Source organism: Streptomyces sp. NBC_01276, assembly GCF_041435355.1.
Classification (GTDB): domain Bacteria; phylum Actinomycetota; class Actinomycetes; order Streptomycetales; family Streptomycetaceae; genus Streptomyces.
In genome coordinates this window covers 1,108,837-1,123,263 of sequence record NZ_CP108442.1, presented here as the reverse complement: position 1 = coordinate 1,123,263, position 14,427 = coordinate 1,108,837, and the positions used below count along the sequence as shown (strand labels likewise).

Genomic DNA, 14,427 nt, shown 5'->3' with positions numbered 1-14,427 from the left:
GGGGCAGACCGGTGGGCCTATCGGGCACCCGGCGGGCCCCTCGGGGCCGTCGGCCTCAGACGGCGGCGGCCGAGGGGCGCTGGGGGGAGGCGGCCAGCTCCGCCATGCCGTCGGCGAAGGGGGTGCGGGGGAGCCAGCCCAGGTCCCGGCGCAGCCGGGCGGAGTCGGCCGTGATGTGGCGGACGTCGCCCAGCCGGTACTCGCCGGTGACCACCGGGGCGGGCCCGCCGTGGGCGGTGGCCAGGGCCGAGGCCATCTCGCCGATCGTGCGGGGGTCCCCGCTGCCCGTGTTGTACGGGGTGCACAGGCCGGCCGGGAGGGTGCCGGGGGACTCCAGGGCTTCCAGGGCCGCCACGTTCGCCTGCGCCACGTCCGTGACGTGGACGAAGTCCCGCCGCTGGCCACCGTCCTCGAAGACCCGCGGGGCCTCGCCCCGGGCGAGCGCGGAGCGGAAGAACGAGGCCACCCCCGCGTAGGGGGTGTCACGGGGCATCCCCGGGCCGTACACGTTGTGGTAGCGCAACGACACCGCCCGGCCGTCCGTGTCGCGGGCCCACGCGGCCGCCAGGTGCTCCTGGGCCAGCTTCGTGGTGGCGTAGACGTTCCGGGGGTCGGCCGGGGCCTCCTCGGCGACCAGGCCCGGGGTGAGCTCCGCGCCGCACGCGGGGCACAGCGGTTCGAAGCGGCCCGCGTCCAGGTCGGCCGCGCGGCGGGGTCCCGGGCGCACCACCCCGTGGCGCGGGCACGCGTACCGGCCCTCCCCGTAGACCACCATGGATCCGGCCAGGACGAGTCCGCGGATCCCGGCGCGCGCCGTCTCGGCCAACAGGACCGCCGTGCCGAGGTCGTTGGCGGACACGTACGCGGGGGCGTCGGCGAAGCCCGTGCCGAGGCCGACCATCGCGGCCTGGTGGCAGACGGCGTCCACCCCGCTCAGGGCGGCCCGCACCGCCTCGGCGTCCCGTACGTCCCCCCGCAGGAACCCGGTGTCCGGCAGCGGGGGCGGGTCCGTGTGGGCGGCGGGGAGCAGGGAGTCGAGGACGACGGGGTCGTGGCCGTGCCGGCGCAGGGCGGTGACGATGTGCGAGCCGATGAAGCCGGCTCCTCCGGTGACGAGTACGCGCATGGACCCGACGCTACGGAGCCGTCCGGCCGGACGGGGCTCGGCGCGCCCCTCCGTAAGGGTTTCGTCACTCCTGTCCCGCTGCTGGTCAACTGCTCCTGAAACCAGGGAGACTGGCCATATTCAGGTGGTTCGAGGTGGCTTGGGAGTGCCGTAAGGAGGGCATAAGTCCGGCCCGGCCCATTCGACGGGGAGGGCCGCAGGTTCCGTCCTCAGGGGGGACTCGTGAACTACTACCTCGACGTCATCAAGCGGTACGTGGACTTCGCCGGCCGTGCCCGGCGCCAGGAATACTGGATGTTCGTCCTCTGGAACATCCCGATCGTGATCGTCCTCACGGTGCTCGACTTCGTGCTCGGCACCTACCCGGTCCTCGGCTGGATCTACACGCTCGCCGTCCTCCTGCCGTCCCTCGGCCTCTCGGTGCGCCGCCTGCACGACACCGGAAAGTCCGGATGGTGGTACCTGGTGAGCTTCATCCCGTTCGTCGGCTGGGTCTGGATCCTGGTCCTGATGGCCACCGAGGGTCACCCCGGAGCCAACGAGTACGGCCAGAACCCCAAGGAGATACGGGCCTAGGCACCGCCCGGAGGCGTCGCCCCCCGCCACTGACGGCGGGGGGCGACGCCTTTCGCGCGCCCCGGGCCCGCCGGGGTGACACGCGTCTCGTCACGCTTGCGGCAGGGGGCTGTCCAGACAGGCCCGATCACGAGATATCTTGATGTCGAGCAATGTTGCAGACGAGAGACGCAGACTGTGGAGCGGAGCATCCGGTGACTGACTCGACCATCATCTACACGCACACTGACGAGGCCCCGGCCCTCGCGACGTATTCCTTCCTGCCTGTCATCCAGGCGTACGCGTCGACGGCCGGTGTGAATGTCGAGACCCGTGACATCTCCCTGGCCGGTCGGATCATCGCCAGCTTCCCCGAGCACCTTGAGGAGAGCCAGCGGATCGCCGACGCCCTCGCCGAGCTCGGCGAGCTTGCGAAGACGCCGGAAGCGAACATCATCAAGCTGCCCAACGTCTCGGCTTCGATCCCGCAGCTGAAGGCCGCGGTCGCCGAGCTCCAGGGCCAGGGCTACGCCCTTCCGGACTACCCGGACGACCCGAAGTCCGACGAGGAGCGCGAGATCCGCGCCCGCTACGACAAGATCAAGGGCAGCGCCGTCAACCCGGTCCTGCGCGAGGGCAACTCCGACCGCCGCGCCCCCGCCTCGGTGAAGAACTACGCCAAGGCCCACCCGCACCGCATGGGCGCCTGGACCCCCGAGTCGAAGACGAACGTCGCCACCATGGGCGAGAACGACTTCCGCTCCACCGAGAAGTCCACCGTGATCGCCGAGGCCGGCACGCTCCGCATCGAGCACGTCGCCGCCGACGGCGCCGTCACCGTCCTGCGCGACTCCGTACCGGTGCTCGCGGGTGAGGTCGTGGACGCGTCCGTCCTGCACGTCGACGCCCTGCGCACCTTCCTCAACGACCAGATCGAGCGGGCCAAGGCCGAGGACGTCCTGTTCTCCGTGCACCTCAAGGCCACGATGATGAAGGTCTCCGACCCGATCATCTTCGGGCACGTGGTCCGCGCCTTCCTCCCGAAGACGTTCGCCCGCTACGGCGAGACCCTCGCCGCCGCCGGCCTGTCCCCCAACGACGGCCTCGGCACCATCCTGAACGGCCTGGGCGCCCTCGCCGACGGTGACGCGATCAAGGCCTCGATCGACGCGGAGATCGCCGAGGGCCCGGCCCTCGCGATGGTCGACTCCGACAAGGGCATCACCAACCTGCACGTGCCGTCCGACGTCATCGTCGACGCCTCCATGCCGGCCATGATCCGCACCTCCGGCCACATGTGGGGCCCGGACGGCGCCGAGGCCGACACCCTCGCCGTCCTCCCGGACAGCAGCTACGCGGGCGTCTACCAGGTCGTCGTCGACGACTGCCGCGCCCACGGCGCCTTCGACCCGGCCACCATGGGCTCGGTGCCGAACGTCGGCCTCATGGCCCAGAAGGCCGAGGAGTACGGCAGCCACGACAAGACCTTCGAGATCGCGAGCGCGGGCACCGTCCGCGTCGTCGACGCCGCGGGCGACACGGTCCTGGAGCAGAAGGTCGCCGCCGGCGACATCTTCCGCGCCTGCCAGACCAAGGACGCGCCGATCCAGGACTGGGTCAAGCTCGCCGTCACCCGCGCCCGCGCCACCGGCGTCCCGGCCGTCTTCTGGCTCGACGAGGGCCGCGCCCACGACGCGCAGCTGATCGCCAAGGTCAAGACGTACCTGGCCGACCACGACACCGACGGTCTGACCATCGAGATCCTCTCCCCGGTCGAGGCCACCGCGTACTCCCTGAAGCGCATCCGCCGCGGCGAGGACACCATCTCGGTGACCGGCAACGTGCTGCGCGACTACCTGACCGACCTCTTCCCCATCCTGGAGCTGGGCACCAGCGCCAAGATGCTGTCGGTCGTCCCGCTGATGAACGGCGGCGGCCTCTTCGAGACCGGCGCCGGCGGCTCCGCCCCCAAGCACGTCCAGCAGCTGGTCAAGGAGAACTACCTGCGCTGGGACTCCCTCGGTGAGTTCCTCGCGCTGGCCGTCTCCTTCGAGCACCTCGCGACCACCACCGGCAACGCCCGCGCCCAGGTGCTGGCCGACACCCTGGACCGCGCGACCGGCACCTTCCTCAACGAGGACAAGTCGCCGAGCCGCAAGCTGGGCGGCATCGACAACCGCGGCAGCCACTTCTACCTGGCCATGTACTGGGCGCAGGAGCTGTCCCGCCAGATCGACGACCCGAAGCTCGCGGCCGCCTTCGAGCCGCTCGCCAAGACCCTGACGGAGTCCGAGGAGACCATCGTCGGCGAGCTCATCGCCGTCCAGGGCTCCCCGGTCGAGATCGGCGGCTACTACCAGCCCGACCCGGCCAAGGCCGCCGAGGTCATGCGTCCCTCCGCGACGCTGAACAAGGCGATCGCCCTGCTCGGCTGACGCCCCGCGCTCCGCGACTGCGCCCCGGCCGGCCTCGTGCCCGGCCGGGGCGCAGCCGTGTCCGGGCCGCGCCCGGAGGGCGGCAAGCCGGTCGTGCCGCGCCCGCCGGGCGGAAAGCCGGTTGTGCCGGGCCCGGGGCAGGGCGTAGGAAGTCCCCGTGATCCAAGGACAATCGACCGGGCTGCGCGCCCGGCTCCCCGAAGACGTGCCCGTGCTCCACGCCGAGCTCTACGACGACGTCGCCACGCGCTCGCGCGCCGACACCCGGCCCTGGGCCCCGATCGCCGCCGCCGGCGGCCACTCCCCGTACGAGCCGGGGGCACCGGGCGGCGGCGAGGCCTTCTTCTCCGTGGTCGACCGGACCTCCGGCGAACTGGCCGGCGAGGCCCTGCTGTGGGGCATCGACACCCACAACCGCAACGCCCACCTCGGCCTGTCGCTGCGTCCCGCCTTCCGGGGCCGCGGCTTCGGCGCCGAGGTGGTCCAGCTGCTCTGCTTCTACGGGTTCACCGTGCGCGGGCTGCGCCGCCTCCAGCTGGAGACCCTCGCGGACAACGCCCCCATGATCGCCGCGGCCCGCCGGGCGGGCTTCGCCCTGGAGGGAACCCTGCGCGGATCGGCCTGGGTGATGGGGGAGTTCCTCGACGAGGTGATCCTCGGACTGCCGGCCGCCGAGTGGAAGCCGGCCGACTGGCAGCGCTGACCGGCCCCACCCGCCCCGCATCACCCGGTGCGGGGTCCGGCCGCCACCCGGAAGCCGATGTTGCCCGCCGAGCTGTCCGGGGTGTTGCGGGTGCGGGCGGCCACCCGGTAACGGTTGCAGTACGAGTCGTGGCACATGTGGGAGCCGCCGCGCATCGCCCGCTCGGGGCCGTCCGCGCCGAACCGGTCCGCGCTCCATTCCCACACGTTGCCCACGGCCTGGTAGAGCCCGTAGCCGTTGGGCCGGAAGGACCGGGCGGGCGCCGTGCCCGCGTGGCCGTCGGCGCGCGTGTTGTGCCGGGGGAAGTCCCCGTTCCAGATGTTGCACATGTACCGTCCGCCCGGCCGCAGTTCGTCGCCCCAGGGATAGCGGCGCTGCTCCAGCCCGCCCCGCGCCGCGTACTCCCACTCGGCCTCCGTGGGCAGCCGGGTCCCGGACCAGGCGCAGTACGCCTGCGCGTCGTTCCAGGACACGTGCACCACGGGATGGTTCTGGCGGGTGCTCAGAGAAGAGGAACCGGGTCCCTCCGGACGGCGCCAGTCGGCGCCGGAGACCGCCCGCCACCACGGAGTCCCGGCGACCGCCGGTGAGGCGGCGGCGACCGTGGGGGCGAGGAAGCCGCCGAAGACGAAGCTGAAGCCGAAGGACTCCGCCTCCGTGACGTGCCCGGTGGCCTTCACGAAGGAGGCGAACCGGGCGTTGGTGACGGTGGTCGGGGCGATGCGGAACGCCCCGACCACCGCCTCCCGGACCGGCCCCTCCCCGTCCGCGGGGAACCCGTCCGGGTCCTCGGTACCCATCAGGAACCGGCCCCCCGGCAGGTCCAGCAGGTCCCGGACGGCCCGCTCCGCCGCCGGGTCAGCCGCCCGCGGGAGCGGCGGCGCGACCGGTGCCGGGGCGAGCGGGGCGGATCCGCGTACGGGCGCGCAGCAGGACTTCGGTGCCATGGGTCTCTCCCGGAGGGGCCGGTGGGCGGATCAGCCGGTGCGGTCGGCGGCCAGCCGTGCGGCGAGCGCCGGTATCCCGAGGGCCCGTTCCTGCGCGGGGGTGGCCTGGTACAGCAGGTTCCTCAGCTGGTACGGGTCCTCGACCAGGTCGTAGTACTCGCGGAAGGAGACCTGCCCGGTGCCGGAGACCGCTCCGCTCGCGTCGGTGTGCAGGTCGTAGTACTCCGTATATTGCTTGTCCTTGGCGACGTACGAGGCCCAGGTCGTGGGTCCCCCACCCCCGGTGCCCTGCTTCCACCACTGGACCAGCAGGTGGTCCCGCTCGGCGGCGCCGAGGAGCGAGTGGCCGTCCTGCCCTGCGGGCTGCCCGATGCCCGCCGCTTCGAGGATGGTCGGGGCGATGTCGATGTTGGCGACGATCCGGTGGTCGGTGGTGCCGGCGGCGAGCCCGCGGGCGGGCCAGGACAGGTAGAACGGCACCTCGTGGGAGGGGGAGTAGGGGACCGACTTCTTCAGCCAGCCGTGGTCCGCCCAGGTGTAGCCGTTGTCCCCGGTGAAGATGACAAGGGTGTTCTCCAGCTGGCCCAGCGCCACCAGCCGGTCGCGGATGGCCTGCACCGCGTCGTCGACGGACAGCAGGCTGCGCAGCTGGCGGGTGCGCACCTCGCGGGCGTCGTCCAGGGTGGCCGTGGCGTCCTGGATGAAGGGCGGCTTGTCGGAGCGGTCGGCCTCGGGGACGGAGGGGCGCCCGTTCCACGCGGGGACGGGCGTCTCGGCGTACCTGGGCGCGGGGACGTTGGGCGCGTGCGAGGCGTACGGGGTGACGTAGGCGAACCACGGGCGGCTGTCGGTGGCGGCCTTGTCGAGGAAGGCGAGGGTCTTGTTGCGGACGATGTTGGTCGTGTAGCCGTCGATCTGCTGGACGGTGCCGTTCACGTTCCAGCGGGCGTCGTTGTAGGCGGGCTGGAGGAGAGCGAACTCCTCGAAGTGCGGCGGATTGTCCGCGAGGGTCCAGGAGTTGAGGTATTTGCCGAAGAGCCCGGTCCGGTAGCCGGCCTCCTTGAGGTACCGCTGCACGGTGGTGGACTGGTCGAGGCTGTGGGAGGCCGCGTTGTTGCGGACGCCGTGGTGGTGCGCGTGGCGGCCGGAGAACACCGAGGAGCGCGAGGGTGCGCACAGCGGGGTCGCGGAGTGCCCGTGGGTGAAGGTGACGCCCTGGCCGCCGAGCCAGTCGACGGTCTTCGGGATGGCCCATTCGGTGTGCCGGGGCTGGTCGTCGGTGACGATCAGCAGGACGTTGGGGCGTGCTCCGGCGGCGCCGGCTGCGGGCGTCGCCGCCCGGGCGAGGGCCGGGGTGGCGGCCGAGGCCGCGACGGCCGCCGCACCGGCAAGGAAGCCGCGGCGGGCCACCGCGGGGGTGCGGGGCGTGCTGTCGTGCTCGCTCACGAGGGTCTCCTGTACGCGCGGGGGAAGGTGACGTACGTACCCGGGCCCGCGACCGGAACGCCAGGGCCGCCGGAACCCGCAGGTCAGACCCTAGGAGCAGGGGCTCCCCCACTCAATGACTCCCGTATGGCAGTCGTGTGCCGCGCGTGTGAAGCGGCGGCCGCCTCGCTCAGAGCCGGTGCACCCGCCCCTGTCCCACGGCCAGCGGGTGCACCCCCGCGGCCAGGATCCGCAGGCCGGGCGCGAGGGTGAGCAGGGTGCGCAGCCAGGACAGCGCCGCGGGGCTCAGCCGGTCGCTGTCGTCGAGGACGAGCAGCATGTCCCGTTCCGCGAGCCAGGAGGCGGCGTTCGCCGTGCCGCGGGGCGGGACGGGCATGCCGGGTACGCGGCCCAGCGCGGCCACCAGTTCCCCCACGCTGCCGTCCCGGGCGACGGTGACCACCGCCGTCCCGTCGCAGAAGTTGGACGAGAGCCGGCGCGCGATGTCCCGTACGAGCAGGCTCCGCGGTGCCCGGAACCGGCCCGTGACGGTGAGCACCCGGCCCCGGCGCACGGCGGTGAGCAGCATCGACAGCTCGGCGGACGTGGTCGTGAGTGTGGTGGCCGCGCCGGGCGGCCGGGAGTCCCCCATCATCACGATGCCCCCCATTGCATGCGTGACCGAGCGCGGCCATAGGGATTCTTCGAGCCGCGTGACGACGATTATGCGCCAATTCCAGGGTATGACCAGGGGAATGTCGCATTCCGTCCCATCGGGCCGGCCGGCGCGGCTCCGGCACCGCCGCTCAGCGCTCCCTCCGGGTGATCAGCCGGTACAGCGCCACCAGTTCGGCTGCCGCGGCCGGGCCGGGAAGGGCCCCGGCCAGGTGCTCCAGGGGGGCGTCGGACCCTACGGAGGCCCCGGGCGCCGGAGCGGTCGGGGCGGCGTCCCCCACGGCCCGGCCGAAGGCGTCCAGCGCGGCCGTCACCCACGGCGGGGCGCCCCCGTGGATCCCGCCCAGCGCGCAGGCGAGACCGAACAGCGCCCCCGGCCCGGGAGGCGCCACGGCCGGACCGGCCGCATGGCGCGCGGCCCGGGCCCCGCACAGCTCGATCAGCCGGTCGCACAGGACGGTGACCGCCTCGGGGCGGCCGGCGACGAGGCGGACGGCGAGCGCGGCCATCGCGTCGCCCGCGGCGCCCGCCCCGGTCGTCCCGAACACCGCCCGGGTCGGGGGCCGGCGGCGTGCGGCCGGGGCGCGGCCGGTCACCCCCGAGTGCAACAGCCTGGACTGGTGGACGAGTTCGACGGCCGCCGCCGCGGGGAGCGCCGCCCCGTCGCGCCCGCCCACCGCCCGCGCGGCCGCCAGCACCAGGGCGGGCCCGATCGCCGTCCCCGCACCGGCGCCCCCGCCGGTCGGGGCGCCGGAGCGGTCGCCCCAGCCGAGCTGGTACGCGCAGACCGCACGTACGGCGTCGGGCAGCGTGTGCAGACAGGCGCGCAGCACCGGGTCGACGGCGGCGCGGGCGCGGCCGGGCGCGGCCGCCGCACCGGGGTCGTCATGGTCCGTCGGGTACGGGATCACGGGTGGGAACCTCCTGCTCGGCGGGCCGTGCGCGGGCGTCGTGCGGCCGTCTCGGGGCGCGTGCGCCGGGGCGGCGGGCGGGGGAGGGGCGGGGCGGGGGGTGCGCGGCGTGACGGAGTGAGCCGGGGGTGGCGGTTCCGCTCCGCCGGGGCCCGTAGTGCTCCCGTACGCCAGGGGCACGGGACGCGCCCGTGTGTCACGGTGTGCACAGGTCCTAGTGAGGCGCAGGACGGCCGGACCCGGTACGTCCGCCGCGACCCCGACGTGTTGAATGTCCGGCCGCGTTGAAGCGGTGGACACGTGTACGACCCGGCGACCTGGGCGGTTCTGATGGCCAAGCGTGAACCCAACGGACGACTGCGCACCCTCCTGAACGACGCCCGCTGGAGCGGGCAGGACTTCGCCCGCGCCGTGAACGGCGTGGCGGCCGAGACCGGTCTCACGCTGCGCTACGACCGCACCTCCGTCTCCCACTGGCTCTCGGGCACCCGCCCCTCCGCCCACGTGGTGGCCCTCGCCGCCGAAGCGCTGAGCCGGCGGACCGGCCGCCGGATCAGCCCGGCCGATACCGGGCTCGCCCGGGCCGCGCCGGGTCCGGGCGGATCCCGGAGACCGCCCGTGGGCACGGGAGGCGGAGCGCCGGGCGCGGCCGGCGGTACGACCGCAGGCGCACCCGCCGCCCCGTACGGCAGCGGGCCCGGCGCCGCACCCGGGCCGGCCGGCCTCGCCGGGGGCCCCTCCGGCGAGGTCCCGGTCTACTCCCGCGCCTGGCGGCCCCCCGGGGAACCGCCGACCGCTGCCGCGGCCCCGCGGTTCCCGGCGGGGGCCCGGCTCGAACACCATCAGGTCGCGGCGGCCGAGGCCCTGCTGCCGGTGTTCCGGGACGCCGACATGGCGTACGGCAGCGGCCGCGTCCGCCCGGCACTGACCGCCTACCTCACCACCACCGTCGTCCCCTGGCTGAGCGCCGACGCGCCGCCCGCCGTCCGCCACCGGCTCCTCGGCAGCGCCGCCCGCCTCGCCTACACGGCCGGGTTCCTGTGCTTCGACGGCAACGAACAGGGCCTCGCCCAGGCCTACTACCGGGCGGCGCTGAGGCTCGGCCTTGAGGCGGGGGAACCGCGGTGCCACGCGCCCGTGCTCCGGGCGATGAGCGTCCAGGCCCACCACCTGGGGCACCGCAAGCAGGCCCTGGAACTGGCCGAGGCCGCAGCCCGCGACACCCCCCGACTCCCGCCGGTCCAGGCGGCGTTCGTCACCGGCCAGCTCGCCGTCGCGGAGGCGGCCTGCGGAGACCGGCGCGCCGCCCTGACCCATCTGGGCCGCGCCGAAAGGCTGCTGGAACGCGCGACGGGCCGGTGCGCCCCGATCGGCGACTACCACCGGGCCGCCTACCACCACCAGCAGTCCGAAGTCCTGGCCGCGCTGGGCGACACGGCGGGCGCCGTGGCGGCCCTGTCCTCCTCGCTGCGCCACCGCCCGCCCGTCGAACGCCGCGCCCGTGCCATCACCTCCGCACGGCTCGCCGAACTCCATCTGGACCGCGGCCACCTGGAGCGGGCCTGCGCCACCTGGCACGAACTGCTGGACACCGTAGGCCCGTTGGAGTCGGCCCGGGTCGCCGACGCCACGCGCAGACTGCGAGTCCGCCTCCGCGCCGCCGGGGGCAACCGCACCGCCCGCGCCCTCCTCATCCGCCTGGCCTAGGCCGATCGCCGCAGGTCCGGTACGCGGGAAGGCCGAAGGAGCGCGCGCCGGCGCGGCCCGCGTCCCCGGGAACGGTTGTCCGGGGGCCGGGAATCCGCTCTACTGCTGTGCAGCCCCGGCCCGGGGCACGTTCCTGGGAGGGGCTGCGAGATGACGGCGGACGGACGGTCCCACCGGCGCAAGGACGGCCCCTCGCGGCCCTCGCCCCACCGCCGCCGGCCGAGGCCGCTCGGGAAACGGCCCCTGCTCGCCCTCCTCGTCGCCTGTCTCCTCGCCGGAGCCTGCGTCGCCACCGGCATGTTCTGGGACCCCTTCCGGGCCGCCGCCGGCCAGGACCGCGCCGGGCCCGCCGCCGGCGCGCCCCGGCCCACCGGCACGCCCGCCCCCTCCGACCCCGCCACGGGCCCCGGCCCCGGGAGCACGGGCCCGGCGCAGGCCCCGCCCCCGCCCTCCGCCCCCGTGCGGGGCCGGGTCGACAGCGGCGGCGCCCGCCCCGCCGGAGCCCTCCCCTTCGACCTGCCCGGACCGGCCGCGCTGCGCTCCGCGTCCGCCGCCGGGAAGCTGGTCTTCGCCCACTACTTCACCCCGTACCCGCTCTCCCTGGACAACGCGAGCGCCGACGCCGACTACTACACCCGCAACTACCTCCGCCCCGGCGGGGAGAACGGCAAGCACGAGCGGTACGGCGGCCTGCTGCGCGACCGCCCCCTGCCCGTCGCCCCGAAGGACGGCGACTGGGAGTACGCCAACCTCCGGCAGGAGGTGCGCACCGCCCGCGCCGCCGGCATCGACGGCTTCACCCTCGACCTGCTCTCCCTGACCGGGAAGAACCGGGAGCGCGCCGACCTCCTGATGCGGGCGGCCCACGAGGTCGACCCGGCCTTCAGGGTCATGCTGATGCCGGACATGACCTCGCTGGACATCGACGACCCCACGGTGCTCGCCGACGCCCTCGCCACCCTGGCCCGGGCCCCCGCCGCGCACCGGCTCGGCGACGGCCGCCTCGTCGTCTCCCCGTTCAAGGCGGAGGAGAAGAGCCCGGCCTGGTGGACCCGGATGATGGACACCCTCAAGGCCCGCTACGGCGTCCGCACGGCCCTCGTCCCCCTCTTCCTCGACTTCGGCGCCCACAACGCGGCCTACGCGCCGATCAGTTACGGGTTCTCCGAGTGGGGCAGCCGCAGCTACGCCGGCCAGGAGGGCGCCACCGCCGACGTGGACCGGGCGCACGGCCTCGGCAAGATCTGGATGCAGCCGGTGTCCGTCCAGGACGCCCGGCCGAACCAGGGGATCTACGACGAGGCGGGCAACACCGCCACCCTGCGGACCACCTGGACGCACGCCATCGACGACGGGGCCGACTGGGTGCAGCTGACCACCTGGAACGACTACTCGGAGGGCAGCCAGTTCGCGCCCTCCCTGCACAACGGGTACGCGTACCTGGACCTGACCTCGTACTACCTGACCCGTTTCAAGACCGGGCAGTGGCCCCGGATCGTCCGCGACACCCTGTACCTCACCTCCCGCACCCAGTTCGCCGCCACCGGCCCGACCGGCGGCCAGTCGCTGCTGATGTCGCCGCGCAGGGGCAGCGCCGCTCCCCGGGACACGGTGGAGGTGCTCAGCTTCCTGACGGAGCCCGCCACCGTCCGCACCACCGTCGGCCCCGCCCGGGACGAGCACGCCGCGCCGGCCGGGCCGCACGCCGAACTGCTGCCGCTGAAACCGGGCACCAGCTCCGCCGAGGTGGTGCGCGACGGGCGGACGGCGGCCTCGGTGGAGCTGCCGTACCGCGTCGACGGCACGGTGGCGGTGCAGGACCTCCAGTACTACGCGGCGACCAGCGGCCGGGACGAAGCGCCGCGCTGACCTCGCGCGCCCGGCCTGCGGGCGGGCGGACCGGAGGTAGGCCACTCTGGCGGAATCGGCCCTGTCGGAGGGTGCGTCGGGACTGCATGCTCCGGGGGACACGCCCGCGGGCCCCGTGCCGGGGCCGGCGGGAGACCCACAGCCTCACCGCGCACCCGGAGGTACCCGTGCCCGAGCCGTCCGTCCCGCCCGCACCGCCGGCCCCGCCCGTCTTCCCCGGCGGTCCGGGCCTGTTCCGGCTCGACCCCGACGTCGCCCACCTCAACCACGGCTCCTACGGGGCCGTCCCCCTGCCCGTGCGCGAGGCCCAGGAGCTGCTGCGCGCCGAGGCGCACGCCGACCCGGACGCCTTCTTCAACGCGGTCCCCGCACGGGTCGCCGCGGCCCGCGGGCGGATCGCCGACCGGCTCGGGGCGGACCCCGACGGCATCGCCTTCATCGCCAACGCCACCGAGGGCGCCAACCTCGCGCTCGACGCCGTGGACCTGGCCGACGGCGACGAGATCCTGGTCACCGACCACGGCTACGGCACCGTCGTCGCGGCCGCCGCCCGCCGGGCCCCCGTCACCACCGTCGCCCTCGACCCGCACCTGCCCGACGAGGACGCCGTGTGCGAGACCGTGCTGGCCGGGCTCACCCCCCGCACCAAGGTGGCCGTCCTCGACCACGTCAGCTCGCCGACCGCCCGCCTGATCGCCGGACCCCGGCTCCTCGCCGAACTGTCCGCGCGCGGGATCACCACCGTCGTCGACGGGGCCCACACCCCCGGCATGCTGGCCGAGCCGATCGCCGCCGCCGACTTCTGGTTCGGGAACCTGCACAAGTGGGGGTACGCCCCCTCCGGCAGCGCCCTCCTGGCCGTGGCCCCCGCCCACCGTTCCCGGGTCCGCTCCCTCTCCCCGTCCTGGGAGGACGAACAGGGCTTCCCGGTCTCCGTCGAGTACCGCGCCACCGCCGACTACACCGGCTGGCTCGCCGCGCCCGAGGGCCTGGACCTCCTCGAACGGCTCGACGCGGCCAAGGTCCGGGCCCACAACAGCGCCCTCGCCGCCTACGGCGCGGCCCTGCTCGCGCGGATCCCCGGGCTCACCCCCCTGCCGTACACCCCGGGCCTCGCGATGCGCTCCCTGCTGCTGCCCCCCGGCACCGCCGAGACCCAGGACGCCGCCCGCACCCTGCGCGAGGAACTCGCGGCGAAGACCGGCATCCGGGTCCTGATCTGGCCCCGGCAGGGAGGCGGCGGCATCCGCGTCTGCGGGCAGGTCTACAACCGCGCCGAGGAGTACGAGCGCCTCGCCGAGCTCCTGCCCGCCTTCCTCAGGCGCGCCTGAGCAGGTACGTGTCCATGATCCAGCCCTTGCGGGCCCGCGCCTCGGTGCGCAGCTCCTCGATCCGCCCGGCCACCTCCGCCAGCTTCCCCGAGACCAGGATCTCGTCCGGCGTGCCGACGTAGGCGCCCCAGTAGATGAAGAGGTCCTGGTCGAGGTGGGCCGTGAAGGCGTGCCGCGCGTCCAGCATCACCACCACGTCGTCCACGTCCTGCGGCCAGCCCTCCGCCAGCCGCCGGCCCGTGGTGATCTGCACCGGGCGCCCGACCCGGTTCAGGTTCGTACGGTGCCGGGCCAGCAGCGCCGAGACGCTGCTGATCCCGGGCACCACCTCGTGCTCGAACTCCACCCGGCCGTGCTCCAGCACCTCGTCGAGGATCGCCAGGGTGGAGTCGTAGAGGGACGGATCGCCCCAGACCAGGAAGGCCCCGGTCTCGCCCTCCGCGAGGTCCTCGGCGATGAACCGCTCGAAGATCTCGGCCCGCGCGCTGCGCCAGCCGTCCACCGTCGGCGCGTACTCGGCCGGGGTGCGGTCCCGGTCCGGATCGCGCCCCTCCACCAGCCGGTGGCCCGGCCGGGCGTGCTGCTCCAGCATCGCCCGCCGCAGCCCCGTCAGGTCCGACTTCTCCTCCCCCTTCTCCAGGATGAGGAATGCGTCCGCCGCGCCGATCGCCCGGACCGCCTGGAGGGTCAGGTGGTCCGGGTCGCCCGCGCCTATGCCGATCACTGAAAACTTCTTCACCCGG

The 14,427-nt window shown here is 74.5% G+C and carries 12 protein-coding genes; 6 read left to right on the top strand and 6 right to left on the bottom strand.

Annotated elements, in window-relative coordinates; genetic code table 11:
• Positions 1-55 precede the first annotated feature (55 nt).
• Positions 56-1,126, bottom strand: coding sequence for an NAD-dependent epimerase/dehydratase family protein (locus tag OG295_RS04620; protein ID WP_371675678.1), 1,071 nt, complete (start codon positions 1,124-1,126; stop codon positions 56-58).
• Between the two features lie 222 nt (positions 1,127-1,348).
• On the opposite strand from OG295_RS04620, the gene OG295_RS04615 reads away from it, so the two are divergent.
• The 3 genes from OG295_RS04615 to OG295_RS04605 all read left to right on the top strand — a co-directional run bounded on the left by OG295_RS04615 (position 1,349) and on the right by OG295_RS04605 (position 4,819).
• Positions 1,349-1,702: a DUF805 domain-containing protein gene (locus OG295_RS04615; protein WP_371675677.1), complete on the top strand. Its 354-nt coding sequence runs from the start codon at positions 1,349-1,351 to the stop codon at positions 1,700-1,702.
• 194 nt (positions 1,703-1,896) lie between these two features.
• Positions 1,897-4,116, top strand: coding sequence for an NADP-dependent isocitrate dehydrogenase (locus OG295_RS04610; RefSeq protein WP_371675676.1), 2,220 nt, complete (start codon positions 1,897-1,899; stop codon positions 4,114-4,116).
• 157 nt (positions 4,117-4,273) lie between these two features.
• Complete coding sequence (locus OG295_RS04605) at positions 4,274-4,819, top strand: GNAT family N-acetyltransferase (protein WP_371675675.1); 546 nt, start codon at positions 4,274-4,276, stop codon at positions 4,817-4,819.
• A 20-nt stretch (positions 4,820-4,839) separates the two neighbouring features.
• Here the strand turns inward: OG295_RS04605 and OG295_RS04600 are convergent, their stop codons facing one another.
• The 4 genes from OG295_RS04600 to OG295_RS04585 form a co-directional block, all read right to left on the bottom strand.
• A complete protein-coding gene (locus OG295_RS04600; protein ID WP_371675674.1) occupies positions 4,840-5,766 on the bottom strand; it encodes a formylglycine-generating enzyme family protein in 927 nt (308 codons plus the stop codon).
• A gap of 30 nt (positions 5,767-5,796) precedes the next feature.
• Positions 5,797-7,212, bottom strand: coding sequence for a sulfatase (locus OG295_RS04595; RefSeq protein ID WP_371675673.1), 1,416 nt, complete (start codon positions 7,210-7,212; stop codon positions 5,797-5,799).
• A 169-nt stretch (positions 7,213-7,381) separates the two neighbouring features.
• On the bottom strand, positions 7,382-7,849 hold the full coding sequence (locus OG295_RS04590) for a hypothetical protein (protein WP_371675672.1): 468 nt from the start codon (positions 7,847-7,849) through the stop codon (positions 7,382-7,384).
• A gap of 148 nt (positions 7,850-7,997) precedes the next feature.
• Positions 7,998-8,777, bottom strand: coding sequence for a polyprenyl synthetase family protein (locus tag OG295_RS04585; RefSeq protein WP_371675671.1), 780 nt, complete (start codon positions 8,775-8,777; stop codon positions 7,998-8,000).
• A 330-nt stretch (positions 8,778-9,107) separates the two neighbouring features.
• On the opposite strand from OG295_RS04585, the gene OG295_RS04580 reads away from it, so the two are divergent.
• From OG295_RS04580 to OG295_RS04570, 3 genes are all read left to right on the top strand, one after another.
• Positions 9,108-10,484: a hypothetical protein gene (locus OG295_RS04580; RefSeq protein ID WP_371675670.1), complete on the top strand. Its 1,377-nt coding sequence runs from the start codon at positions 9,108-9,110 to the stop codon at positions 10,482-10,484.
• A 150-nt stretch (positions 10,485-10,634) separates the two neighbouring features.
• Positions 10,635-12,353, top strand: a complete 1,719-nt coding sequence (locus tag OG295_RS04575; protein WP_371675669.1) for a glycoside hydrolase family 71 protein — start codon at positions 10,635-10,637, stop codon at positions 12,351-12,353.
• Positions 12,354-12,520: 167 nt separating this feature from the next.
• Positions 12,521-13,684 (top strand): aminotransferase class V-fold PLP-dependent enzyme, encoded by a 1,164-nt coding sequence (locus OG295_RS04570; protein WP_371675668.1) that lies wholly within the window; start codon positions 12,521-12,523, stop codon positions 13,682-13,684.
• Here the strand turns inward: OG295_RS04570 and cobF are convergent.
• Complete coding sequence (gene cobF / locus OG295_RS04565; RefSeq protein WP_266843950.1) at positions 13,671-14,423, bottom strand: precorrin-6A synthase (deacetylating); 753 nt, start codon at positions 14,421-14,423, stop codon at positions 13,671-13,673. The two genes, OG295_RS04570 and cobF, sit on opposite strands and share 14 nt — an antisense overlap.
• Between the last annotated feature and the right edge of the window lie 4 nt (positions 14,424-14,427).